Source organism: Halomonas sp. (assembly GCF_014859505.1).
Taxonomy (GTDB): Bacteria; Pseudomonadota; Gammaproteobacteria; order Pseudomonadales; family Halomonadaceae; genus Halomonas.
This window is the reverse complement of the sequence record NZ_JACUUD010000036.1, coordinates 1-23,663: the sequence shown is the minus strand read 5'-3', so window position 1 is coordinate 23,663 and position 23,663 is coordinate 1. Positions and strand designations below refer to the sequence as shown.

Annotated in this window: 23 protein-coding genes; 14 read left to right on the top strand and 9 right to left on the bottom strand. The window is 69.5% G+C overall.

The features are described from left to right. Positions 1 to 91 precede the first annotated feature (91 nt). The 6 genes from IBX53_RS07260 to IBX53_RS07235 form a co-directional block, all read right to left on the bottom strand. Positions 92 to 1,060, bottom strand: coding sequence for a carbohydrate kinase (locus IBX53_RS07260; RefSeq protein ID WP_290907241.1), 969 nt, complete (start codon positions 1,058 to 1,060; stop codon positions 92 to 94). Positions 1,061 to 1,106: 46 nt separating this feature from the next. Further along, positions 1,107 to 1,997 carry an aldo/keto reductase gene (locus IBX53_RS07255; RefSeq protein ID WP_290907239.1) on the bottom strand — a complete coding sequence of 297 codons (891 nt, stop codon included), beginning with the start codon at positions 1,995 to 1,997 and terminating at the stop codon, positions 1,107 to 1,109. Then, complete coding sequence (locus IBX53_RS07250) at positions 1,994 to 2,956, bottom strand: D-hexose-6-phosphate mutarotase (RefSeq protein WP_290907236.1); 963 nt, start codon at positions 2,954 to 2,956, stop codon at positions 1,994 to 1,996. The genes IBX53_RS07255 and IBX53_RS07250 overlap by 4 nt, the downstream gene beginning before the upstream one ends. Further along, positions 2,956 to 3,921 (bottom strand): glucokinase, encoded by a 966-nt coding sequence (gene glk, locus IBX53_RS07245; RefSeq protein ID WP_290907233.1) that lies wholly within the window; start codon positions 3,919 to 3,921, stop codon positions 2,956 to 2,958. The genes IBX53_RS07250 and glk overlap by 1 nt, the downstream gene beginning before the upstream one ends. Positions 3,922 to 3,969: 48 nt before the next feature. Beyond that, positions 3,970 to 5,856 carry a phosphogluconate dehydratase gene (gene edd / locus IBX53_RS07240; RefSeq protein ID WP_290907231.1) on the bottom strand — a complete coding sequence of 629 codons (1,887 nt, stop codon included), beginning with the start codon at positions 5,854 to 5,856 and terminating at the stop codon, positions 3,970 to 3,972. 126 nt (positions 5,857 to 5,982) lie between these two features. Continuing rightward, positions 5,983 to 7,380 carry a coniferyl aldehyde dehydrogenase gene (locus tag IBX53_RS07235; protein WP_290907229.1) on the bottom strand — a complete coding sequence of 466 codons (1,398 nt, stop codon included), beginning with the start codon at positions 7,378 to 7,380 and terminating at the stop codon, positions 5,983 to 5,985. Positions 7,381 to 7,475: 95 nt separating this feature from the next. Here IBX53_RS07235 and IBX53_RS07230 point away from each other — a divergent pair, with 95 nt between their 5' ends. From IBX53_RS07230 to lpxL, 13 genes are all read left to right on the top strand, one after another. Continuing rightward, the gene (locus IBX53_RS07230; protein ID WP_290907227.1) at positions 7,476 to 8,645 is read left to right on the top strand and encodes a GNAT family N-acetyltransferase; all 1,170 of its coding nucleotides are present in this window, start codon (positions 7,476 to 7,478) and stop codon (positions 8,643 to 8,645) included. 71 nt (positions 8,646 to 8,716) lie between these two features. Beyond that, positions 8,717 to 9,052, top strand: a complete 336-nt coding sequence (gene ftsB, locus IBX53_RS07225) for a cell division protein FtsB (RefSeq protein ID WP_290907225.1) — start codon at positions 8,717 to 8,719, stop codon at positions 9,050 to 9,052. Next, positions 9,049 to 9,819 (top strand): 2-C-methyl-D-erythritol 4-phosphate cytidylyltransferase, encoded by a 771-nt coding sequence (gene ispD, locus IBX53_RS07220; protein WP_290907223.1) that lies wholly within the window; start codon positions 9,049 to 9,051, stop codon positions 9,817 to 9,819. The genes ftsB and ispD overlap by 4 nt, the downstream gene beginning before the upstream one ends. Continuing rightward, complete coding sequence (gene ispF, locus IBX53_RS07215) at positions 9,819 to 10,310, top strand: 2-C-methyl-D-erythritol 2,4-cyclodiphosphate synthase (protein ID WP_290907220.1); 492 nt, start codon at positions 9,819 to 9,821, stop codon at positions 10,308 to 10,310. The genes ispD and ispF overlap by 1 nt, the downstream gene beginning before the upstream one ends. Next, entirely contained in the window at positions 10,303 to 11,367 is a 1,065-nt protein-coding gene (gene truD, locus IBX53_RS07210) for a tRNA pseudouridine(13) synthase TruD (protein WP_290907218.1), read from the top strand. Before ispF ends, truD begins: the two co-directional genes overlap by 8 nt. 11 nt (positions 11,368 to 11,378) lie before the next feature. Next, positions 11,379 to 12,125: a 5'/3'-nucleotidase SurE gene (gene surE, locus IBX53_RS07205; protein WP_290907216.1), complete on the top strand. Its 747-nt coding sequence runs from the start codon at positions 11,379 to 11,381 to the stop codon at positions 12,123 to 12,125. Continuing rightward, a complete protein-coding gene (locus IBX53_RS07200; RefSeq protein WP_290907214.1) occupies positions 12,112 to 12,792 on the top strand; it encodes a protein-L-isoaspartate(D-aspartate) O-methyltransferase in 681 nt (226 codons plus the stop codon). The genes surE and IBX53_RS07200 overlap by 14 nt, the downstream gene beginning before the upstream one ends. A gap of 13 nt (positions 12,793 to 12,805) precedes the next feature. Next, on the top strand, positions 12,806 to 13,780 hold the full coding sequence (locus tag IBX53_RS07195; protein WP_290907212.1) for a DUF368 domain-containing protein: 975 nt from the start codon (positions 12,806 to 12,808) through the stop codon (positions 13,778 to 13,780). Beyond that, a complete protein-coding gene (locus IBX53_RS07190) occupies positions 13,773 to 14,930 on the top strand; it encodes a peptidoglycan DD-metalloendopeptidase family protein (RefSeq protein WP_290907210.1) in 1,158 nt (385 codons plus the stop codon). Before IBX53_RS07195 ends, IBX53_RS07190 begins: the two co-directional genes overlap by 8 nt. Positions 14,931 to 15,046: 116 nt before the next feature. Then, positions 15,047 to 16,063 (top strand): RNA polymerase sigma factor RpoS, encoded by a 1,017-nt coding sequence (gene rpoS / locus IBX53_RS07185; RefSeq protein WP_290907208.1) that lies wholly within the window; start codon positions 15,047 to 15,049, stop codon positions 16,061 to 16,063. 86 nt (positions 16,064 to 16,149) lie between these two features. After that, the gene (locus tag IBX53_RS07180; RefSeq protein ID WP_290907206.1) at positions 16,150 to 17,592 is read left to right on the top strand and encodes a TolC family outer membrane protein; all 1,443 of its coding nucleotides are present in this window, start codon (positions 16,150 to 16,152) and stop codon (positions 17,590 to 17,592) included. A 174-nt stretch (positions 17,593 to 17,766) separates the two neighbouring features. Then, the gene (gene alr, locus IBX53_RS07175) at positions 17,767 to 18,891 is read left to right on the top strand and encodes an alanine racemase (RefSeq protein ID WP_290907204.1); all 1,125 of its coding nucleotides are present in this window, start codon (positions 17,767 to 17,769) and stop codon (positions 18,889 to 18,891) included. Positions 18,892 to 18,946: 55 nt separating this feature from the next. Further along, the gene (gene lpxL, locus IBX53_RS07170; protein WP_290907202.1) at positions 18,947 to 19,858 is read left to right on the top strand and encodes an LpxL/LpxP family Kdo(2)-lipid IV(A) lauroyl/palmitoleoyl acyltransferase; all 912 of its coding nucleotides are present in this window, start codon (positions 18,947 to 18,949) and stop codon (positions 19,856 to 19,858) included. Positions 19,859 to 19,908: 50 nt separating this feature from the next. Here lpxL and ettA read toward each other — a convergent pair whose 3' ends face one another. From ettA to IBX53_RS07155, 3 genes are all read right to left on the bottom strand, one after another. After that, positions 19,909 to 21,570 (bottom strand): energy-dependent translational throttle protein EttA, encoded by a 1,662-nt coding sequence (ettA, locus tag IBX53_RS07165; RefSeq protein ID WP_290907200.1) that lies wholly within the window; start codon positions 21,568 to 21,570, stop codon positions 19,909 to 19,911. Positions 21,571 to 21,644: 74 nt separating this feature from the next. After that, positions 21,645 to 21,848: a PA3496 family putative envelope integrity protein gene (locus IBX53_RS07160; RefSeq protein ID WP_290907198.1), complete on the bottom strand. Its 204-nt coding sequence runs from the start codon at positions 21,846 to 21,848 to the stop codon at positions 21,645 to 21,647. 208 nt (positions 21,849 to 22,056) lie between these two features. Next, on the bottom strand, positions 22,057 to 22,491 hold the full coding sequence (locus tag IBX53_RS07155; RefSeq protein WP_290907196.1) for a PAS domain S-box protein: 435 nt from the start codon (positions 22,489 to 22,491) through the stop codon (positions 22,057 to 22,059). Positions 22,492 to 22,790: 299 nt separating this feature from the next. On the opposite strand from IBX53_RS07155, the gene IBX53_RS07150 reads away from it, so the two are divergent. Continuing rightward, positions 22,791 to 23,663: DMT family transporter (locus tag IBX53_RS07150; protein WP_290907194.1), on the top strand; the 873-nt coding region annotated here is incomplete at its 3' end.

Here is a 23,663-nt window from a genome sequence, read left to right as displayed (position 1 = left end):
GCTCTTCCCGCAGCGGCGATACTGCATGATGTCATAGCGTGATTCCTGGGCTAGGTAGGACATGGCTGGACTCCTTCTTGGTGGCGAGGCCTCAGCTTTTCAGCTGCTGCAGATCCTCGCGGGTGGGCAGGGCGACGTAGGCGCCGGGGCGGGTCACGGCGTGGGCGCCGCAGCGGCAGGCCGTCTCCACGGCGCGGGCCAGGAACGCCTCGTCGCGCTGCCAGCCCTCCAGGCCTGCGCTGCCGAGGTGCTCGGCGAGTTCGGCCAGCAGCCCGCCGATGAAGGCGTCCCCGCCGGCGGTGGTATCCACCGCCTGGACCCTGGGCGGTGCCACCCGCTTCTCCAGGCCCACCCCCTTGAGCACCACCTCGCCGGCCCCATCGGTGATGACGATGGCCTTGACCCCGGCGGCCAGGCGCTCGGCCAGCCAGGCCTCCTCGGGATGGTCGGCGCGCAGGTAGTCGAGCTCGTCGCGGGAGAGCTTGAGCAGCTCGGCCGTGTCGAGCAGGCGGGTCACCAGGACGATGTCCGCGGCGCCCTCGGCCCACAGGTTGTGGCGCAGGTTGGCGTCCACGCTGACCAGACAGCCGGCGCGGCGCGCCATCTCGGCCATGGCCAGGGTGGTCTCGGCGATCCCCGGCTCGGTCAGGCTGTTGGTGCACAGGTGCAGGATGGCGGGCTCGGCGAAGACGCCGGCAGGCAGATGCTCCCGGCGGTAGAGCAGGTCGGCGGCCGGTGGCCGGTAGAAGTCGAAGGTGCGCTCCCCCGAGGCGTCCCGGGAGACGAAGGCCAGCGCCGTGCGCGCCTCGCGGGTGCGCACCACGCCCGAGGTGTCGACGCCGTGGGCGGCGAGCTCCGCGGCGAGGAAGTCGCCGAAGTGGTCGTCGCCGAGCATGCCCAAGAAGCGGCTGGGCACTCCCAGCCGGGCGCAGGCCACGGCCACGTTGGCGGGGGCGCCGCCGGCATAGGGGGTGAACGTCTCGGGGCCCTGCCCGGCATCGCCGAGGCGGCTGGAGAGCATATCGACCAGGGCCTCGCCGAAGGCAATCACGGGTATCATCGGGTGTCTCCTCAATAGGGGGCGGATGTAGGCGGGCGAGCGACCGTCAGGCGACCGGGTGGCCGCGGGCGGCCTCGAGCAGGGCGTACCAGTCGGGACGCGCCAGGGCGAGGTCGGCATCCCGCGCCAGGTCGGCGATGCGTGCGGCGCGCAGGCTGCCGATCACCGGCACCGGCCGCCCCGGCAGGGCGCGCAGCCAGGCCAGCGCCACGCCGGCCGGCGTGGCGCCGTGGACCTCGGCCAGGTGGTCTAGCAGGCCCACGGCCGGGCCCTGGAAGACCCGGCCGCCACCCAGCGGCGACCAGGCCAGCGGCACGAGGCCGTCGGCCACCAGCGCATCGTGGCGGCCGTCGAACAGCGGCGTGGCGTGGTCCAGGGAGAGCTGCAGCTGGTGGGCCTCCAGCCGGTGATGCATGGCGGCCTGGAGGCGTCGCCACTGCTCGGGCAGGAAGTTCGAGACCCCGGCGGCACCGATCTTGCCGGCGGCGATGGCATCGTCCAGGACGCGACCGGCGGCCGCGGCCTCCATCAGCGGGTCGGGGCGGTGGATCAGGAAGTGGTCGAGGCGCTCCACCCCGAGGCGTGAGAGGGCCGCATCGATGGCTCGCTTCAGGGCGGCCGGCGAGCTGTCGTAGTGCTTGATCCCGGTATCCCGGTGGCCGATCCGCGAGGTGTCGCGCTCGGGGGTGACGATGCCCGCCTTGGTCACCACCTTCACTCGCCCCGCCAGGGCCGGGCGCGCGCGCAGGGCAGCGCCGAACAGCGCCTCGCCCTGGCCGTCGCCGTAGATGTCGGCGTGGTCGAACCAGGCGAGCCCCTCGTCGAGCCGGGCCTCGATCCAGTCGGCCAGGCGGCCGGGGTCATGCAGTGCCGGTACCTCGTGCAGGCGCATCATGCCGAGCAGGAAGGGGGCGTCGATGCGGGGCGCGGCGCTCATGAGGCCGCATCCGCCACCGAGAGGGTGGTGCCGAGCAGGTGCTGGGCGCCCGGGACCAGCCACACCGGGTCGAGCCGGGTGTTGGCCGACTCCACGCAGAGGAAGTGGCGGGCGGCCTCGGCGGGGGTGTCGTCGGGCAGCGCCTCGCCGGGGTGCCAGACCACGGCGGAGTCGCTGCCCTGGCGGGCGATGCGCAGGCGGCGTGTGCCATCATCCAGGGTGATCTGGGCGTTGGTGTGGTAGATGCGGTCGAGCCCGCCTCGCACGCCGAGCTCGCCCTGCTGCTCGCGTTCGGCGAAGCCGGCCAGCTTGTCCAGGTAGCGGGCGCCGGCCAGGCCTTCGATCCGACAGGCGAAGGCATCGCGCACGGCGAGATAACTGTGCAGGGCGCCGCTGATCTTCACCGGCGTCTCGCCGACGTGCTCGGTGATCAGCTCAAGGTGCAGGCGGTTGGCGTTGGCCTGGATCACCAGGCGCGGCGTGAGCTGGGTGTGCAGGCACGTCTCCGGAGAGAGGTGCAGCTCCACGCCCTCCTCGTGCTCGTCCACGGCATCGAGGCGCCAGTCGGCCTTGCGCGCCGGGCCGTGGAAGGGGCCCGAGCGATCCGGGGACTCGTCGGCATAGCGGTCGTCGGCGAACCAGGGCCAGCAGAGCGGGATGCCGCCGCGAATGGCGCCGGGCAGTGCCTGGGGCGTGGGCGTCACCCAGAGCCAGCCGTCGCTGACGTCAGCCGGGCGAGAGCCTTCGGCTTTCGCGGCTTCGGGCGGCGCAGGTAAAGCGCCTGCGGTGGGGGTTGCTGGAGCGCCGGCCGGAAGAAAATGCAGGACTTGGGCGCCTTGCAGGGAAACGGCCAGCTCGCCCCAGGTCTCGTTGGCCAGCCATACCTCGCGGCCGGCCCATTCGGCGCGGCGCTGGCCGCGGGTCTCGTCGAGCAGGGTGCGCAGGCTTTGCGGAATCATCAATCGACCTCTTCATTGTAAAGGGCCTCGGCGGCGCCCAGCAGCCCCGTCCAGGGGGCGATGACCAGATGCACGGGGATTGCCGCCGTGTAGGTGCCCATGCGCCCCTTGGCGGCGAAGGCCTCGCAGAAGCGGCTCTCGGGCAGCCACTCTCGCAGCCGGGGCAGGATGCCCCCGCACAGGGTGACCCCGCCGCGGGCGCCTATCGTCAGGGCCGCATCGCCGCAGACGTTGCCGAGGATCTTGAGAAAGCGCAGCAGGGTATCACGGGCCAGGGGGTCGCTGTCGGCCGCCGCGGTCACCTCGGCGGGGGTGGCAAAGACGGGGTTGGCGCCCTTCAGCGAGCAGTGGGCCAGGTAGAGGTCCAGCAGCCCCTGGCCGCACAGGAGTCGCTCTACCGAGACGCGACCATAGCGCTGGCGGAAGTGGCGCAGCAGGTTCTGCTCGCACTCGTCGGTGGGGGCGAAGGTGACGTGGCCCCCCTCGGTGGGCAGGGGAATCCAGGCGTGGCGGCCGGGAAAGAGCCCGGCCACGCCGAGCCCCGTGCCGGGGCCGATCACCAGCCGGGCCGCATGGGGAATCGCAACGCCGGGCTGCACCTCGACCAGGTCTTCCTCGGCCAGGTGCGGCACGCCCAGCGCCTGGGCGGTGAAGTCGTTGATCACCTTGAACAGCGAGAGCTCAAGCGCCTGCTGGACCTCGGCCCGGGAAAAGGACCAGGGGTTGTTGGTCATGGTCACCCGGTCGCCGCGGATCGGACAGGCGAATGCCAGACAGGCCTCGCGGGGAGCGGCCTCGCCCGTGGCGCCGACCCGTGCCAGGTAGTCGCGTACCGCCTCCACCAGGCCGGGGTAGTCGGCGCAGGGCAGGGCGAGGATGTCGTGGGGCGTGAAGCCGCCCGGGGTCACCAGTGCGAGGCGGGCGTTGGTGCCGCCGATGTCCCCAATGAGAGCGGGTCTTGTCATCGTCGATATGTCCTTTCTGTCCCCGGCGCTTCTCGCCATGGTCGAAGCTCAGGCATCCTCGTCGTGGATCTGGCCGGCCTGGCGGGCGAGGTCGTCGGCCTCGAAGCCGCCGAACACGCTGCCCCCTTCCTCGCCACGCATGGCCAGGTGGCGGAAGCCGCCGAACAGTTCGCGGCCCAGGCCCACGTGGTAGTGGTCGAGATCGCCGACGTGCCGCTCGCGCTCTGCCCAGGTGTGGGCATCGACCTTGACCTCGAGGCGGCCGGCATCGGCATCCAGGCGCACGATATCGCCATCGCGCAGCTTTGCAAGGGGCCCGCCGTCCAGCGCCTCGGGGCTGATGTGGATGGCCGCCGGCACCTTGCCGGAGGCGCCGGACATGCGGCCGTCGGTGACCAGCGCCACCTTGAAGCCGCGGTCCTGCAGCACGCCGAGGTAGGGGGTGAGCTTGTGCAGTTCGGGCATGCCGTTGGCCTTGGGGCCCTGGAAGCGCACCACGGCGATCACGTCGCGGTCGAGTTCACCGGCCTCGAAGGCGCCCTTGAGCTCATTCTGGTCCTCGAAGATCTTGATCGGCGCCTCGACGATGCGGTGCTCGGGGGCCACCGCCGAGACCTTGATCACGCCGCGGCCCAAGTTGCCGTCGAGCACGGTGAGCCCGCCGGTGGGGGCGAAGGGCTTGGCCACCGAGGCCAGCACTCCGGTGTCGAGGCTCTCGGTGGGCCCTTCGCGCCAGGTCAGTTTGCCCCCCTCGAGGAAGGGCTCCCGGGTGTAGGCGGTGAGGTCGGTGCCGAACACCGTGGGGATGTCGCTATGGATCAGGCCGGCGGTGATCAGCTCACGGATCAGCAGGCTCATGCCGCCGGCGGCCTGGAAGTGGTTGATGTCGGCCTGGCCGTTGGGATAGACCTGCATCAGGCTGGGGGTCACCGCGGAGAGGTCGGTGAAGTCCTCCCAGGTGATGGTCAGGCCCGCGGCGGCGGCCATGGCCACCAGGTGCAGGGTGTGGTTGGTGGAGCCGCCGGAGGCGAGCAGGCCGACGATGGCGTTGACGATGGCCCGCTCGTCGATCTGCCGATAGAAGGGGAGGTAGTCGCCACCCGGCTCGGTGTTGCGGATCGCCTGCTCGGTGGCGAAGCGGGTCAGTGCCTCGCGCAGCTCGGTGCCGGGATTGACGAAGGAGGTGCCGGGCAGGTGCAGGCCCATGATCTCCATCATCAGCTGGTTGGAGTTGGCGGTGCCATAGAAGGTACAGGTGCCGGGGCTGTGGTAGGAGGCGGACTCGGCCTCCAGCAGCTCCTCGCGGCTCGCCTTGCCCTCGGCGTAGAGCTGGCGGATGCGCGCCTTCTCCTTGTTGGGCAGGCCGCTCTCCATGGGGCCGGCAGGTATGAACATCGCCGGCAGGTGGCCAAAGCGCGCCGCGGCGATGAACAGTCCGGGCACGATCTTGTCGCAGACCCCCAGGTAGAGGGCGGCGTCGAACATGTTGTGGGAGAGGCCCACGGCGGCAGCCATGGCGATCACATCGCGGGAGAACAGCGACAGCTCCATGCCCGGCTGGCCTTGGGTGACGCCATCGCACATGGCGGGCACGCCGCCGGCGAACTGGGCGGTGGAGCCCATGGCGCGGGCGGCGGCCTTGATGGTCTCCGGGAAGGTCTCCAGCGGCTGGTGGGCCGAGAGCATGTCGTTGTAGGCCGAGATGATGCCCAGGTTGGCACTGTTCATCAGCTTCAGCGAATTCTTGTCCTCGCTACCGCAGGCGGCGAAGCCGTGGGCCAGGTTGCCGCAGGAGAGCTCGCCGCGATGCACGCCGCGCCGGTGCTGGTCGGCCATGCGCGACTCGTAGAGGGCGCGGCGCTCGGCGGAGCGCTTGCGGATGCGGCGGGTAACGTCAGCGACGGTGGCGTTCAAGACAGGGGTCGGCGTGGCCATGGGGCACCTCGGTTTCTGTGTCTAATTTGGTAAGTTTACCAAAATAATGTCCGGAATCCTCGTCACACTAGCCGGAATTTCGCAATATTTGTAGTTTTATTACCTTGTGGGCGATTGGCCTTCCGGCTAGAGCCCCAGCAGCCTCAGCAGCCAGCGCCGGTAGGGGGGATTGAGCAGCGAGACGGCGTTGCGACGCGCCTGGAAGAAGACACTGCGCTCGTGGCTGAAGCGCAGGAAGCCGGCCTCGCCCTGGTAGGCGCCCATGCCGCTCTCGCCCACGCCGCCGAAGGGCAGGGCGGGGACGGCGTTGTGCCACAGGGTGTCGTTGAAGACCACGCCGCCGGAGTGGGTGGTTTCCAGTACCTGCCGGCGCAGGTCGGCATCGTCGGTGAAGGCGTAGAGCGCCAGCGGTCGCGGCCCGGCGTTGACGTGGTCGATGGCGGCGTTCAGGTCGCGCACGCCGAGGATCGGCAGCCAGGGACCGAAGATCTCTTCGCGCATCAGGGCCAGGCCCTCGTTGGGGTCGATCACCAGGGTCGGCGGCAGCTTGGCTCCACCGCCCGGCAGCGCGAGACGCTCGCCCAGGGGGATCACCCGGCAGCCATGATCGCGGGCCTCCTCCAGCATTGTCTCGAGCCTTGCCCGCTGGTGCTCCCCCAGTACGGCGCTGTAGTCCTTGCTGGCGGTGCCCTTCGGGTAGAAATCGCCCACCGTCCTGCGCATCGCCTCGATGAAGTCGCCGAGCCGTGAAGCCTCGATCAGCACGTGGTCGGGGGCGATGCAGGTCTGACCGGCATTGAGCCACTTGCCGAAGGCGATGCGCTTGGCGGCGCGCGCCAGGTCGGCATCATGGCCGATGATGGCCGGGGTCTTGCCGCCCAGTTCCAGGGTGATGGGGGTCAGGTTGGCGGCGGCCGCCCGCGCCACTTCGCGGCCAACCTGAGCATTGCCGGTAAACAGCAGGTGGTCGAAGGGCAGGGTCGAGAAGGCGCGCGCGGTCTCCACGCCGCCGGTGACCACGGCGAGCTCCTCGGCGTCGAAGTAGCGCTCGGCCAGTCTCGCCATCAGCGCGCTGGTGGCCAGGGTGTGCTCGCTGGGCTTGATCAGCACCCGGTTGCCGGCGGCCAGGGCGTCCACCGCCGGCAGCCAGGCGAGGTTCCAGGGGTAGTTGGAGGGGGCGATGATGCCCGCCACCCCCAGCGGCTGCCGGTGGACCCTGGCCCGCCCCGGCTGAAGCCGCCAGGGCACGGTGGCGCGCCTGGGGCGCATCCACCTGCGCAGGTGGCGCCGCGCATGGTGGGCCGCCTGCAGCACGGTGGTGATCTCCGCCAGGCGGCTCTCGGCGGCGGCGCGATAGCCGAAATCCTCGCTGATGGCGGCGATGATCTCATCGCGGTGGCGGCGGGTCAGCGTGGCCAGCCGCGCCAGGCGATCCCGGCGGGTGGCCAGGCTCGGGAAGGGTTCGGCCGCAAAGGCGCGGCGCTGGGCGTCGAACCGCAGTTGCAGTTCGCGGGCATCGGTCATGCACGTCTCCGTGTGTCGATGAAGATGGAAGGGGGCTCGGGCACTGGGCACAATGTAGGCCTTCTGCCAACGGCTTGTCAGCCTCCGGAGCCGCCATGACCCCGCTCGTGTTGCAAGCATTGCCCGCCATCGAGGCGGTACCGGCCGCGGCCTGGAATGCTCTGGTCGGCAACGACCATCCCTTCCTTCGCCACGAGTTCCTGCTCGCCCTGGAGGCCAGCGGCTCGGTGAGCCCGGCCACCGGCTGGGTCCCGCGCCACCTGACGCTGTGGCAGGGCGAGGCGCTGGTCGGTGTGATGCCCTACTACCTCAAGCACCACTCCTTCGGAGAGTACGTCTTCGACTGGAGCTGGGCCGATGCCTGGGAACGGGTCGGCGGGCGCTACTACCCCAAGGGGCTGACGGCAATTCCCTACACTCCGGCACCGGGGCCGCGGTTGGCGCTGGCGGAGGGGATCGACCCCCTGGCGGCTCGGCAGCTGCTGGCCACGGCCTGGGAGAGAGGCGGGGAAGAAAGCGCAGGGGGCGTCGCGAGCCCGCTCTCCAGCTGGCACCTGCTGTTTGCCGAGAACGCCGAGGTGGCCGCCTGGCAGGAGGCATGTCCCAAGCTGCTGGCCCGTCACGGGGTGCAGTTCCAGTGGCGCGATGCGGGCTACGGCAATTTCGAGGGCTTCCTGGCCGCCATGACCTCGAAGCGGCGCAAGGCGATCCGCCGCGAGCGGCGCATCGTCGCCGACCAGGGGCTGACGCTGCATCGCCTCGAAGGGGAGGCGATCGACGCGGGGGCCCTCGAGCACTTCTTCCGCTGCTACGAGATCACCTATCTGGAGCGCGGCCGCCACGGCTACCTCAACCTCGACTTCTTCCGCCGGCTGCGCGCCACGATGCCGGAGGCGCTGCTGCTGGTGCAGGCGCGGCTCGGGGGCAAGCCGGTGGCCGCGGCGCTCTGTCTGCAGGGTGCCCGCACCCTCTACGGGCGCTACTGGGGCAGCGAGGTGATGGCCGACTGCCTGCACTTCGAAGCCTGCTACTACCAGGGCATCGAGCACTGCCTGGCACGCGGGCTGGCCCTCTTCGACCCCGGCACCCAGGGCGAGCACAAGCTGGCCCGGGGTTTTGCGCCGCGCCTGCTCACCTCGTTGCACCATATCGCCGACCCGCGCCTGCGCGACCCCGTGGCGCGCTTCTGCGCCGAGGAGAGGGCCCGGGTAAAGGCCTACTGCGGTGCCGCCCGGGAGGTGCTGCCGTTTCGCGATGCGCCCTGAGATTGCCCCTGCTCCCGGTCGATGAAGATGGCATAATACCTAGCATCGAAACGTCGTGACGGAAGTGTCGAATGCTCAAGTGGTTGGCCATCGTGCTGCTGGTCCTGCTCGCCATGCTGCAGTATCGCCTGTGGCTGGGGGAGGGGGGCGTGCGCGACCTCGCCGAGGTGCGTGAGCGCGTGGCGTCCCTGGAGGCGGCCAACAAGCCGCTGCGTGACCGCAATGCCCGCCTGGGTGCCGAGGTGCTCGATCTCAAGACCGGCCTGGATGCCATCGAGGAGCGCGGCCGCAGCGACATCGGCATGGTGCGCGCCGACGAGCACTTCTTCTGGGTGCCGGGGGTGGCCGTGGAGGCCGTCCCGGTGGTCAACCCGGCGCCGGCGGTGAGCCTGGAGGCCGGCCGATGAGCGCTGCGCCCTGGCTGGTGGTGCCCGCGGCCGGGCAGGGCCGTCGCATGGGGGGCGACCGTCCCAAGCAGTATCTGGAGATCGCCGGTCGACCGGTGCTGGCTCACACCCTGGCGCGCCTGCACGCGGCCTTCCCCGCGGCGCGTCTCTGTCTCTGCCTTGACCCCGAGGACGCCCGCTTCGATCCGGCCTGGGTGCCCTTCGCCGAGTGGCGCCGGGTGCCCGGTGGCGTCGAGCGGGTGGATTCCGTTACCCAGGCCCTGGAGGCCATCGCCCTAGAGGCGGCCGACGACGACCTGGTGCTGGTCCATGACGTGGCCCGCCCCTGCGTCACCGTGGCGGACCTGATGCGCCTGCACGCCGCCCTGGCCGACGACCCGGTGGGCGGGCTTTTGGCCGCGCCGGTGGCCGATACCATGAAGCGCGACGATGGCGACGGTCGAGTGGCGGCCACCGAGCCCCGCACCGGCCTCTGGCATGCGCTGACCCCCCAGGGCTTCCGCTTTGGGCTGCTGCGCCGGGCGCTGGCGACGGCGCGGGAAGCCGGCGTGGTGGTCACCGACGAGGCCTCGGCGGTGGAGGCGCTGGGGCTCAGGCCGCGGCTGGTCAGCGGGCGTCGCGACAACCTCAAGATCACCCATCCCGAGGACCTGGCCCTGGCCGGGCAGATCCTGGCCGCCCAGGGCCAGGCCGCCCAGATCCCGAGTGGCTCTACCTCGGGCGAGACAGCGTCGGCACCCGCAGGGGCTGGCGCCATGGAGAGATGATGCGCATCGGCCACGGCTTCGACGTCCACCGCTTCGGTGCGGGCGACCACCTGATGATCGGCGGCGTCGCCGTTCCCTTCGACCATGGCTTCGTCGCCCACTCCGACGGCGACGTGCTGCTGCACGCCATCAGCGACGCCCTGCTGGGTGCCTGCGCCCTGGGCGATATCGGACGGCACTTCCCCGATACCGACCCGACCTGGAAGGGGGCCGACAGCCGCATGCTGCTGCGCCACGTGATCGGCCTGGTCCACCGGGCCGGCTACCGCGTCGGCAATCTGGACGCCACCCTGATCGCCCAGGCGCCGAAGATGGCCCCGCACATCGCCGCCATGGCCGCCAACATCGCCGAGGATCTCGGCGTCGAGGGCGGTGCGGTCAACGTCAAGGCGACCACCACCGAGCGGCTCGGCTTTACCGGCCGCGGCGAGGGCATCGCCGCCGAGGCGGTGGTGCTGCTGCTGGCCGACCGGGAGCCGACGGGTGAATGACGCGGCCCTGGATGCCATCGGCTGGCCGCCGACCTGGCCGCGGGTGCTCGATAACCAATTCGGCCCGCCACCGGTGGGGGGGTATCGCGCCAGCCCCGAAGATTTTCAGGTCGCCGAGGCCCTCGACTTCGCTCCGGAGGGCGCGGGCGAGCACCTCTGGCTGCATATCGAGAAGCGCGACCTGACCACGGCCATGGCGGTGCGCGAACTGGCCCGGCTGTGCGAGGTCTCGCCCCGCGACGTCGGCTACTCCGGCATGAAGGATCGCGTCGCCGTCACACGCCAGTGGCTCTCGGTGCAGCTGCCCGGGCGCGAGGCACCTTCAGGCCTCGCTGAGGCCCTGGCCGAAGGCGGAATCCGCGTGCTGGCCGAGGCGCGCCATCCGCGCAAGCTCAAGCGCGGGGTGCATCGCGCCAATCGCTTCCGCCTGCGGATCACCGGGGCGGCGCTGGCAGACCCTACCTTCGAGGCGCGCTGGGCGCAGCTGGTGGAACAGGGCGTCGCCAACTATTTCGGCCCCCAGCGCTTCGGGCCGGATGGCCGCAACCTGCTGCGTGCCCGCTCGCTGCTCGCCCGTGGCTGGCGCAAGCGCGACGACCGCGACGGCATGCTGCTCTCGGCGGCGCGCAGCTTCCTGTTCAACGAGCTGCTGGCCCAGCGGGTCGAGGAAGGCAGCTGGAATCGCCTGCTGCCCGGCGAGGTGGCTATCCTCGACGGCACGGCGAGCCAGTTCCGCGTCGAGGCACCGAATGCCGAGTTGGATGCGCGAATGGCGCGACTCGACCTGCACGGAAGCGGGGTGCTGTGGGGCGTCGGCGACTCGGTCGCCGAGGAGGAGGCCCTGGCCCGGGAGGCGCGGCTGCCGGAGCACTACCCGGCGCTATGTGCCGGGCTCGAGCGTGCCGGGGTGCGCCTGGCGCGGCGCCCCCTGCGCCTGCGGCTGGGCGAGCCGCACCTGACCCGTGACGAGAATGCGCTCTGGCTCGCCTTCAGTCTGCCGCGGGGCGCCTTCGCCACCGCCGTGCTGCGCGAGCTGATTGCCCACCCCACCCTGTGAAGGAGTCTGGCATGCGCCGACTACTGCTCTCCAACGACGACGGCGTGCATGCCCCGGGCCTGCGCGCCCTGCACGATGCCCTGCTGCCCCATGCCCGGCTGCGCGTGGTGGCCCCGGACCGCGATAAGAGCGGAGCCAGCAACTCCCTGACCCTGAGCCGTCCGCTGTCGCTGACCGATATGGACAACGGCTTCTACAGCGTCGACGGCACCCCGGCGGACTGCGTCTACCTGGGCGTCAACGGGCTCTGGGACGAGAAGCCCGATCTCGTGATCTCCGGCATCAACCACGGCGGCAACCTGGGCGACGACGTGCTCTATTCCGGCACCGTGGCCGCCGCCATGGAAGGGCGCAACCTGGGCATGGCGGCCATCGCCATGTCGCTGATGGGCTCGCGGCACTTCGAGACCGCAGGACGGGTGGCGGCAAGCCTGGTGGGCGCCGCCGACCAGCTCTCGCTGCCGCCGCGCAGCCTGCTCAATGTCAATGTACCCGACCTGCCCTGGGACGAGATCCAGGGGTTTCGGGTCACCCGCCTGGGCTATCGCGGTCCGGCGTCGCGCCCCCTCGAGGTGCGCGATCCCCGGGGTCGCGCGCGCTGGTGGATCGCCGCCGCCGGCGAGAACGCCGACGATGGAGCCGATACCGACTTCGCCGCCGTCGAGGCGGGCTACGTTTCCATCACCCCGCTGCAGACCGACCTTACCCGGCATGCGGCGATCCGTGACGTACAGGGCTGGCTGGATGCACTCACCTGATCGACTGCCGGCGCTGGTGCGCGGAGTGGGGATGACCTCCCAGCGCACTCGTGACCGCATGGTGGCCAGGCTTGCCGATCAGGGCATCCGCGATCCCCGCGTGCTGGCCACCATGGCCGCCGAGCCGCGCCACCTCTTCCTGGACGAGGCGCTGGCCCATCGCGCCTACGAGGACACCTCGCTGCCCATCGGCCTTGGCCAGACGCTCTCCCAGCCGTGGATGGTGGCCAGGATGACCGAGCTGGTGCTGGAGGCCGCCCCCACCCGGGTGCTGGAGATCGGCACCGGCTCGGGCTACCAGACCCTGATCCTGGCGAAGCTGGTGCCGGAACTCTGGTCCATCGAACGGATCAATGCCCTGCACCGCCGCGCCGCCGAGCGTCTGCGCCTGCTCGGGGCCCACGGCGCGCGGCTACGCCTGGCCGATGGCGGCCACGGCTGGCCCGAGGAGGCTCCCTTCGATGTCATCCTGCTCACGGCCTGTGCCGGGGAACTGCCGGTCCCGCTGCTGGCCCAACTGGCCGACGGTGGGGTGCTGATCACCCCCCTGGCCGATGCCCGGGGGCGCCAGTGGCTGACCCGGGTGCGTCGTCATGGCGATACATTTGAACAACAGCGTCTGGAATCGGTGCGCTTCGTGCCGCTGCTGGAAGGCGTCATTCGTTGAAAGGAGTTCACGCTTGAAGCGTTATCCAGGAATCTTTCTCAGGGGTGCCGGCATGGGGGCCGCCGATGCGGTGCCGGGTGTCTCGGGCGGTACCATCGCCTTCGTGACCGGCATCTACGAGGAGCTGATCCACACCATCAAGCAGTTCGGGCCCAGTGCCTTCGTGGCCTGGCGCCGCGGCGGGCTGCCGATGCTGATCGCCCATCTCAACCTGGGCTTCGTGGTGCCGCTGATGGCCGGCATCGCCGCCAGCCTGATCACCGTGGCCCACCTGGTGGTGTGGCTGATGGACGACTACCCGCTGCTGCTCAACGGCTTCTTCTTTGGCCTGGTGGCGGCCTCGGCCCTGGTGGTGGGGCGTCACCCCGCCGACTGGAAATGGTGGCATCTGCTGCCGCTGGTGGCGGGTCTGCTGCTGGCCCACTTCCTGCCCGCGCTGATGCCGCTGGTCCTGCAGATCGGCAGCCCCAAGCTGATCCTGGTGGTGGGTGGCGCCATCGCCATCAGCGCGCTGCTGCTGCCCGGGGTCTCCGGCAGCTTCCTGCTGCTGACCATGGGGCTCTACGGCACCGTGATGCAGGGCATTCGCAGCTTCGACCTGGGCCTGATCGCGATCTTCGGGGTGGGCTGCCTGATCGGCCTGTTCTTCTTCTCTCGCCTGCTTTCCTGGCTGCTGCGCCGTCACCATGCGGCGACCCTGCAACTGCTGGTGGGCTTCATCGTGGGATCTCTGCCGGTACTCTGGCCTTGGCGCGAACTGGTACGCTATCAGCTCGGCCCCGAGGGGCAGATGATCCCGCTGGACTATCGCTATCTCACCCCGGGCGACTTTGCCCTGCTCACCGGCGAGTCGGCCCAGCTGCCGACGGTGGCCGCGCTGATGCTGGCCGGTCTGGCCCTGGTGCTGCTGCTGGATCGCAGCGGCCGGCCTCCGGCCGCTGCGAGCACGCCCAAGGGGGCGAACAAGGAGGATGCTTCCGATGCGTAAGGCAATGATGATTTCCGCTCTGACCCTGGCCATGGCGGGCTGTGCCGCCCAGCAGGGGCAGGCGCCGCAGGTGCAGGTGCGCGACCTGTCCGCGAGTCGCGAGCGCACACCGACCTCACAGTACACCGTGGAGGCGGGCGATACCCTCTACGGCATCGCCTGGCGCCACAACATGGACCACCGCGACCTGGCGCGAATCAACCGTATCGGTCCTCCCTACCAGATCCAGCCGGGCCAGCGCCTGGTGCTGGACCCCGACGCCCAGGCGCCGGCACGCGATGAGGGCACCACTGCCGTGGCCAGCACGCCTGGGGTGGTGGCGACGCCGCTGGGCGGCGGCCAGCCGGCCAGCGAGGATGCCGGCAGCATGGAGTGGCTGCTGCCCGATGGCACCACCGAGCAGGGGCGCCGGCTCTCCGCCCAGCCCCTGGACGAGGCGGATGGCCCGACCCAGATGGCCATGGAGGGTGCCATGGAGGCCGCCGGCGGCACCGCGGGGCCTGGCCCCGTCTATGACTACGACAGTCCCGGCGCCGATGGCGACCCGAGTGCGCCTGACCTTGCCGAGAGACGTGCTGCCGAGCGCGAGCCGGGACCGGAAGCCCAGGAGGCGACCCCCGAGGTGGCGGCGACCGAGTCGGCGCCTCGCCCCGACCCGGAACCGGAACCCCAGCCCGAGCCTGAGCCCGCCGCACAGCCCGAGCGAGATGCCGGCACCGCCGTGGCCGGCGGTAGCCCGGCGCCGGACCGCAGTTCGCGCAGCTATACCCCGGTGGAGGAGGTCAGCTGGCGGTGGCCCGTCGACGGCGATATCGTCGGCCGTTTCGGCGAGGGCGGCAGCATCACCGCCGGCATTGATATCGCTGGGCAAAAGGGGCAACCTGTCAGAGCCGCCGGTCCGGGCATCGTCGTCTACGCGGGCAGCGGGGTAAGGGGCTACGGCAACCTGATCCTGCTCAAGCACAACGACGAGTACCTGAGCGCCTACGCCCACAACGATTCCCTGCGCGTGCGCGAGAATGACGTGGTCGAGGCCGGCGAGGTCATCGCGACCATGGGCGACAGCGACGCCGAGGACGTGCGACTGCACTTCGAGGTACGCAAGAACGGCCAGCCGCAGGATCCCCTGAACTACCTGCCGTCTCGCTGAAGCGCCCTGAGGCCCCGCCGGCCAGTGCAGCCGCGGGGTGTCACACAATAATAATCAGGCGCGCCGATGCTCTTGTCAGGCATCGGTGCCAGGACGCAACTACAGGGTAGCCATTGATGAGCATGCTTGAACGGGACCTTCAGGATGTGAATCTCGACACGCTCGAGGAAAAGGACGACGGAGTGGTGGATGACGCTGACGACGAACTGACCGATGACGACAGCGACGACACCAACACCCGCCGTGACGATGAGGAAGCCTTCGAGAAGGCGTTGAGCCGCGAGGATCGCTACAGCAACCACAGCCTCGACGCCACACAGATCTACCTCAACGAGATCGGTTTCTCGCCGCTGCTGACCCCGGAGGAAGAGGTCTTCTTCGGCCGCCTGGCCCGCAAGGGCGATCCGGCCGGTCGTTCGCGGATGATCGAGTCCAACCTGCGTCTGGTGGTCAAGATCGCCCGGCGCTATCTCAACCGTGGCCTGTCGCTGCTCGACCTGATCGAGGAGGGCAATCTCGGCCTGATCCGCGCGGTGGAGAAGTTCGATCCCGAGCGCGGTTTCCGCTTCTCCACCTACGCCACCTGGTGGATCCGCCAGACCATCGAGCGGGCGCTGATGAACCAGACCCGCACCATTCGCCTGCCCATTCACGTGGTCAAGGAGCTCAACATCTACCTGCGGGCGGCCCGCGAGCTGACCCAGAAGCTCGACCACGAGGCCACCGCGGAGGAGATCGCCGAGCACCTCGACAAGCCGGTGGAGGCTGTCAAGAAGATGATGGGCCTCAACGAGCGCATCTCCTCGGTGGATTACCCGGTAGGCGGCGACAGCGACAAGCCGCTGATCGAGACCCTGGCCGACGACAGCGACCTGGGCCCCGAGTCCTCGCTGCTCGATGGCGACATCAAGCAGCACGTCGACGAGTGGCTCTCCGAGCTTACCGAGAAGCAGATGGAGGTGGTGGTCAGGCGCTTCGGCCTGCGTGGCCACGAGGCGGCGACCCTCGAACAGGTGGGCGAGGAGATCGGCCTGACCCGCGAGCGGGTTCGCCAGATCCAGGTCGAGGCGCTCAAGAAGCTGCGTCGTGTCCTCGACAAGCAGGGCCTCTCACTGGATTCGATCTTCGCCTAGCGCATCGCGTAGTCCGCCCTTGCCGATTCCTGCACGCTGCCGCGCCAGCACGCAGGAGATCGGCCCCGTACAGGAATCGCAACCCCATGCATCGCCCGACCCTGCCTCGCCTGATGCCTCGGCCGCTGGTCCTCCTCGTGGGGCTGGCCGTGGCCGGCCCCGCTCAGGCCACGGATCTCTGGACCGTCGCCCGCGACGCCCTCGACAACGACGCCACCCTGGCTGCTGCTCGCTCGGGTTTCTCCGCCGTGGAGGCGGGGCGCGACGTGCAGCGCGGCACCCTGCTGCCCCAGGTCAGCCTGGGCGGCAACCTGACGCACAGCCGCACCTACGAGAGCCAGTCCGGCGCCGCGCTACCCCCCGGCCAGCTGCCGCGGGACGAGGATGACGACGTCAATAGCCTCGGCGTGAACCTGGACGCCAGCCAGGCGCTCTATGACCCCGCGCGGCGCGCCCAGCTCGCCCAGGCCGAGCGCCGGGTCGATCGCGAGTCGCTCTCCCTGGCGGTGGCCGAGCAGCAGCTGCTGCTGGAGGTGGCCGAGGCCTACTTCGAGATCCTGCGGGCCCACGACATCCTCTCGGCGCGGCGCTCCCAGGAGATCGCCATCGAACGCCAGCTCGAGCAGGCCCGCGAGCGCTTCGAGGTGGGCCTGATCGCCATCACCGAGGTGCACGAGGCCCAGGCCTCCTTCGACCTGGCCCGGGCCCAGCGCATCGCCGCCGAGAGCGCCATGCAGGTGAGCTTCGAGGCCCTGGAGCGCCTGACCGGCCAGCGCTACCAGAGCATCGATGTCCTCGCCGAGGAGATTCCCATCGTGCCGCCGGAGCCCGTCGACCGTGCCGACTGGGTGGCGCTGGCCATGGACAACAGCCCCATGGTGCAGATGGCCGAGGCGGGTATCGAGGTGGCGCGCAGTGAGCTCGAGGTCTCCCGGGCCGGCCTGCTGCCCCGGGTCGAGGCGTTCGCCAGCTATGATGCTTCGGGTGACGACCGCAGCGGGATCTCCGGCTACAACTCCGGCAGCCAGCTCGGCCTGCGTGCCAGCATGCCGCTCTATACCGGCGGCAGCACCCAGGCACAGATTCGCCAGAGCGGCTTCGCCCTGGAGGTCTCCCAGTACGACTTCGAGGCCCAGCGCCGCGATACCGTCCAGCAGGTCCGCTCGCTGTTTACCCGGGTGAGCAACGATGTGGAAACGGTGGAGGCCCGAGCCCAGGCCATCGTCTCCAACCAGAGCGCCCTGGAGGCGACCCGCTCCGGTTACGAGGTGGGCACTCGCAACATCGTCGACGTGCTCAACGCCGAGCGTAACCTGTTCAACGCCATTGCCGACCACGCCGAGGCGCGCTACGACTACGTGCTCGGCCTGCTGCGCCTGCAGCAGCAGGCGGGTCTGCTCGACGCGGCATCGATACAGGCCGTCAACGCGTGGCTGCGCAGCGAGGGAGCGGTGTCGCTGGAGCTGACGCGGGCCGGCAGCGACGACCCGGTGATGAACATCGGCGAGCGGCCCCAGACGCCATCCTGATGATTCACTGTTGATGGATGTTTTTTCGAGCCAGGCCACCAGAAACCACCATGGAATTGGTGGTTTCTTTCATGAGGTGGCCGGTGTATCCATGGATAATGCCAGGTCTTTCTGGTGAGGCGTGCTCGCCAGCCCTTCTCGCCAGTCTTTCTCTTCACTGCTTCAGGATCTGCCATGGCCCGGCCGCTGATCGCCGATATCGACCTCGAGGCGCTGCGTCACAACTACCGCCTCGCCTGTTCTCTCGCCCCCGACAGCCGCGCCGTCGCCGTGCTCAAGGCCGACGGCTACGGCCATGGCGCGGTGGCCTGTGCCCTCGCCCTGCAGGACATCGCACCGGCCTTCGCGGTGGCCTGCATCGAGGAGGCGGTAACGCTGCGCGTGGCGGGAATCAGGCTCCCCATCGTGCTGCTCGAGGGGATCTTCGAGGCCGGCGAGCTCGACCAGGTCGAGGCGCTGGGGCTGTGGATGGCGGTGCACAGCGACTGGCAGGTGGAGGCGCTGCTCGCCCACCGACCGGCACGGCCCATTCCCGTCTGGCTCAAGGTGGATTCCGGCATGCACCGCCTGGGATTCTCACCCGAGCGGGCCCAGACGGTATGGCAACGCCTGGCGTCGGCGCCCGAGCATGCCTGCGACCTTCATCTGATGAGCCACTTCGCTACTGCGGACCTGGTCGACACCGGCTACTTCGCCGGCCAGATGGCCCGGCTCGAGGCCCTGGCCGACCGGCTCGGCGCACCGCTGTGCCTGGCCAACTCGCCGGCGACCCTGGCCCGGGCCGAGGCCCACGGCGCCTGGAATCGCCCTGGCGTGATGCTCTACGGCAGCGACCCCCTGGAGCGTGCCAATGAGGCGAGTCGGTGCCTTGCCCCGGTGATGACCCTGCGCTCGGCGATCATCGCCGTGCGTGAACTGCCCGCCGGCGAGCCGGTGGGCTACGGCGGGCGCTGGACGACCCCGCGGCCGTCGCGCATCGGCGTGGTGGCCTGTGGCTACGGCGACGGCTACGACCGCCATGCGGCAGACGGCACTCCGGTGCTGGTGGCGGGCCAGCGCACCGCCATCGCCGGCAAGGTCTCCATGGACATGCTCACCGTGGATATCACCGACATTCCCGAGGCCGACATCGGCAGCGAGGTGGTGCTGTGGGGCAGGGCGGCGGGCGGCGAGGTGCTCTCGGTGGACGAGGTGGCCCGCCACTGCGACACCATCAGCTACACCTTGCTCACCGGAGTGCTGCCCCGGGTGCCGAGGCGGTATCATGGGCATGGACAAACGGGGACAGACCCCAATTAACCTTGCACAAGGAGAGGGTTTACATGGAGCGGTCCGTTAACTGGGGTCTGTCCCCATGAGCCAGGCCAATCGCCCCAACTTCGCCCACCCTCGCTACTGGCCCGTCTGGGGGGCCATCGGGGCCATGTACGTGGCCGCCTGGCTGCCCTGGCGGCTGAAGATGTGGGTCGGCAAGGGCATTGGCCTGGCCGCCTGGCGTCTCGCGAAGCGCCGGCGCCATATCACCGAGACCAATATCCGCCTCTGCTTTCCCGAGCTGGATGATGCTGCTCGTGCCCGGTTGGTGCGAGAGACCTTCATCGCCAACGGCATCGGCATCATGGAGACCGCCACCGGCTGGTGCCGCGATCCGGAGCACCTGCGCCACCGGGTCACCTTCAAGGGACAGGCGCACATGGCCAGGGTGCTGGCCGAAGGCAAGGGGGCGCTGATCATCGGCGTGCACTTCTCGACCCTCGACCTGGGCGGGGCCCTGCATTCCCTCTACTTCCGCGCCGACGCTGTGCAGCGCCCCCATGACAACCCGCTCTTCGCCTGCTTCATGGGGCGCGCCCGGGACACCTACTTCGATGCAATCATCGATCGCCACGACCTTCGCGGCGTGGTGCGCCGGATCAAGGCCGGTCACGCCGTCTGGTACTCGCCGGACCAGGACTTCGGCCGTGATGCCAGCGTCTTCGCCCCCTTCTTCGGCATCCCGGCCGCCACGGTGAAGATGACCGCCCGCATTGCCCGCATGACCGGGGCGCCGGTGATGCCGCTGATCTTCCACCGCAACCCGGACAATCGCACCTACACCCTGGAGTACCTGCCGCCCCTGGCGGACTTCCCCAGCGGAGACGAGGTGGCCGACGCGGCGCGGATCAACGCCTTCATCGAGAGCGCCATCCGCAAGCATCCCGAGCAGTACTTGTGGCTGCACCGACGCTTCAAGACCCGACCGGAGGGGGAGGCCGGCTTCTACTGACGCTGCGCGTCAAGCGGGGCGAGCCGCGCAGCCACGTATTCAGCGTTTCCTCAGGCATCGATCCGCTTGTACTTCATGCGGTGCGGGGTGTCGTCGCCCGCGCGCTTCTTGTGGTCCGCCTCGTACTCGGCGTAGTTGCCCTCGAAGAACTCCACGTGGGAGTCGCCCTCGAAGGCCAGGATATGGGTGGCGATGCGGTCGAGGAACCAGCGGTCGTGGGAGATCACCAGGGCGCAGCCGGGGAAGGCCAGCAGCGCCTCCTCCAGCGCCCGCAGGGTCTCGATATCCAGGTCGTTGGAGGGCTCGTCGAGCAGCAGCACGTTGGCGCCCTGCTTCAGGGTCTGGGCCAGCTGCAGGCGGCCACGCTCACCGCCGGAGAGCTCGCTCAGGCGCTTCTGCTGGTCGTTGCCCTTGAAGTTGAAGCGACCCACGTAGGCCCGCGAGGAGACCTCGTAGCCGTTGATGTTGAGCATGTCCTGGCCGTCGGAGACCGCCTCCCACACCGTCTGCTTGTCGTCCAGGCCGTCGCGCAGCTGCTCCACGTAGGCGACGTCGACGGTATCGCCGACCACCACCTCGCCGGCGTCGGGCTGCTCGGCACCGGTGATCAGCTTGAACAGGGTCGACTTGCCCGCGCCGTTGCCGCCGACGATGCCGATGATGGCGCCCTTGGGCACGGTGAAGGTCAGGTCCTCGTAGAGCAGCTTGTCATCGAAGGCCTTGGAGACGCCGTGGAACTCGATGACCTTGTCGCCCAGCCGCGGGCCGGGCGGAATGTAGATCTCGTTGGTCTCGTTGCGCTTCTGGAAGTCGCCGGACTGCATCTCCTCGAAGCGGTTGAGACGCGCCTTGCTCTTGGCCTGGCGGCCCTTGGCGTTGGAGCGCACCCACTCCAGCTCCTGCTTGATGGCCTTGTTCTTCGAGGCCTCCTGCTTGGCCTCCCGGGCCAGGCGCTGCTCCTTGGCTTCCAGCCATCCCGAGTAGTTGCCCTCGAAGGGAATGCCCTGGCCGCGGTCGAGCTCGAGGATCCAGCCGGCCACGTTGTCGAGGAAGTAGCGGTCGTGGGTGATGGCTACTACGGTGCCGTTGTAGTCGTGGAGGAAGCGCTCCAGCCAGGCCACGGATTCGGCGTCCAGGTGGTTGGTGGGCTCGTCGAGCAGCAGCATGTCGGGGCTGGAGAGCAGCAGGCGGCAGAGCGCCACGCGGCGACGTTCGCCGCCGGAGAGATGGCCGACGCGAGCCTCCCAGGGCGGCAGGCGCAGGGCCTCGGCGGCCACCTCGAGCTTGCGCTCCAGGTTGTGGGCGTCGGCGGCCTCGATGATGTTCTCCAGGCGCGCCTGTTCGGCGGCCAGGGCGTCGAAGTCGGCGTCCGGCTCGGCGTAGGCGGCATAGACGGCGTCGAGCTTCTCCTGGGCTTCCTTGATGGCACCCAGAGCCTCTTCCACGGTCTCGCGGACGTTCTTGTCGTCGTCGAGCTCAGGCTCCTGGGGCAGGTAGCCGACATTGATGCCCGGCATCGGGCGCGCCTCGCCCTCGAACTCGGTGTCGACCCCGGCCATGATGCGCAGCAGGGTCGACTTGCCCGAGCCATTGAGGCCCAGCACGCCGATCTTGGCACCCGGGAAGAAGGAGAGGGAGATATCCTTGAGGATCTGCTTCTTGGGGGGCACGACCTTGCCCACCCGGTTCATGGTGAAGACGTATTGCGCCATGGGAACCCGTCGGTTGGAGGATTTGCAGTGGCCACGATGATAGTGGCCACTGCAGGCAAAGGCCAGCCGGGGCCCTACTCCTCTTCTTCGATGGCCCAGTCATCCTCGATGGCGCGGCGCAGGCGGCGCTCCTCGAGCAGCGCCTCCACGCGGCGACGGGCGCGCAGGGTGTCGGCGCGGCTGGCGGGGCGCGAGCGACCGTAGTCGTCGTCGTTCACCGCTTCGGAAAAGTCCACCTCGTCATCGAGGCTCGATTCGAGAAGGTGTTCACGGCCCATGCGACGTCCTCCCATGGCCAGTGTCGACACGGCGTCGACGCATCACTATCGCTTCTCGTCCCCTGTGCGTCGTGTTGCTGTAACGCGGAGCCCGAAGCGCCCAGGCAACGAGGTTGCCTGGGCGCTATATATCGCTACGCGTCGCGGGGCACAAGCCCCATCGCAAACTTTTTATGGCGCTGCCTGCCGGGGCTCAGCCTAGGCCGTCTCACTCCAGGCCATGCTGGGCCTTGAGACGCTCCAGCTCCAGCTGGGCCTCGACCCGTTCGGTGACATCCTTCTGCACGCCGATGTAGTAGGTCAGGTTGTCGTCGTCGTCATACACCGGCGTGATGGAGAGCTCGTTCCAGAACAGGGTGCCGTCCTTGCGGTAGTTGCGCAGCACCGTACGGCAGGGACGGTCTTCGGCCAGCGCCTTGCGGATGGCCATCAGGCCCTCCTGGTCGCGATCCTCGTTCTGCAGGAAGCGGCAATCCTGGTAGAGGATCTCGTCGGCACTGTAGCCGGTCAGGCGCTCGAACCCCTTGTTTACATAGATCAGGATGTTCTCATCGCCTTCCTGTTCGGCGACCACGATGCCATCTTCGGAGGCATCGACGATGCGCTCGAGCAGTTCCGGGCTGATCAGGGGTGATCGTTTCATTCTGGACGTTCCATTCTGGGCGTTCCTGTCGCGAATCCTGTCCTGGCCGCCCGGTAGGGCGACGGCGGCGGGCACTTCACAGCTGGTTACATCATGGCCAGACGGGCAGGGGATTTCAACGCGGCGTGTTCACTCCACCTGTTCACTCCACCTCCGGCAGGCGGAGGCACTGGCTGATCTCGGGTGCGGCCATGGGGGCTCCTCGCTGGTAGGATGTTTCGCTCATATTGTCGCGACAGGGAGGCCGCCGTGTCACCTATCCCCCTTCACCGCCGCTGCCCCTGCGGGCGCTCATCGCCATGACCCGCGACGGCCAGGCGATGCTCTACGGCCTCGGCGCCGTGGCGCTGTGGTCTACCGTGGCTACCGCCTTCAAGGTGGCGCTGGGCTACATGTCGCCGCTTGAGCTGATGTGGCTCGCCTCGCTGGTCTCCTGGGGGCTGATCGGCGCGCTGGTGGTGCGCCAGGGGCTCGCCGGCCAGGCGCTGCGCCGTGGCTGGCGCACCGCCGCCTGGGCGGGGCTGATGAACCCGGTGGCCTACTACCTGCTGCTGTTCGGTGCCTATGACCGGCTGCCGGGCCAGGAGGCCATGGCGCTCAACTACACCTGGGCGCTGGCCATGGCCTTCCTGGCGGTGCCGCTGCTCGGCCAGCGGCTGACCCGCATCGATGTGCTGGCCGGGCTGGTCGCCTACGGCGGGGTGTGGGTGATCGCCACCCGCGGGGCGGTCTTCGACGTGGCCTTCGCCGACCCGCTGGGGGTCGCGATGGCGCTGGCCTCGACCCTGATCTGGGCGCTCTACTGGCTGCTCAATGCCCGGGACCATCGCCCGCCCCTGGTGGCCCAGTGGCAGAACTTCAGCGTCGGGCTGCCGGTGCTCACGCTGCTGCTGCTGGCGGGGCCGGGGCTTGCGTGGCACGGCTGGCCGGGGCTCGCCGCCGGGGTCTACGTGGGGCTCTTCGAGATGGGCATCGCCTTCGTGCTCTGGCAGCTCGCCGTGCACCGGGTGTCGCGCACGGCCAAGGTCTCCACCCTGATCTTCCTCTCGCCGCCGGTGTCGCTGCTGCTGCTCGCCCTGGTGGTGGGGGAGCCGATTCTTCCCTCCACACTGGTCGGGCTGGCGCTGATCCTCGGAGGGCTTGCACTGCAGCAGTGGCAGAAGGCCCCGGCG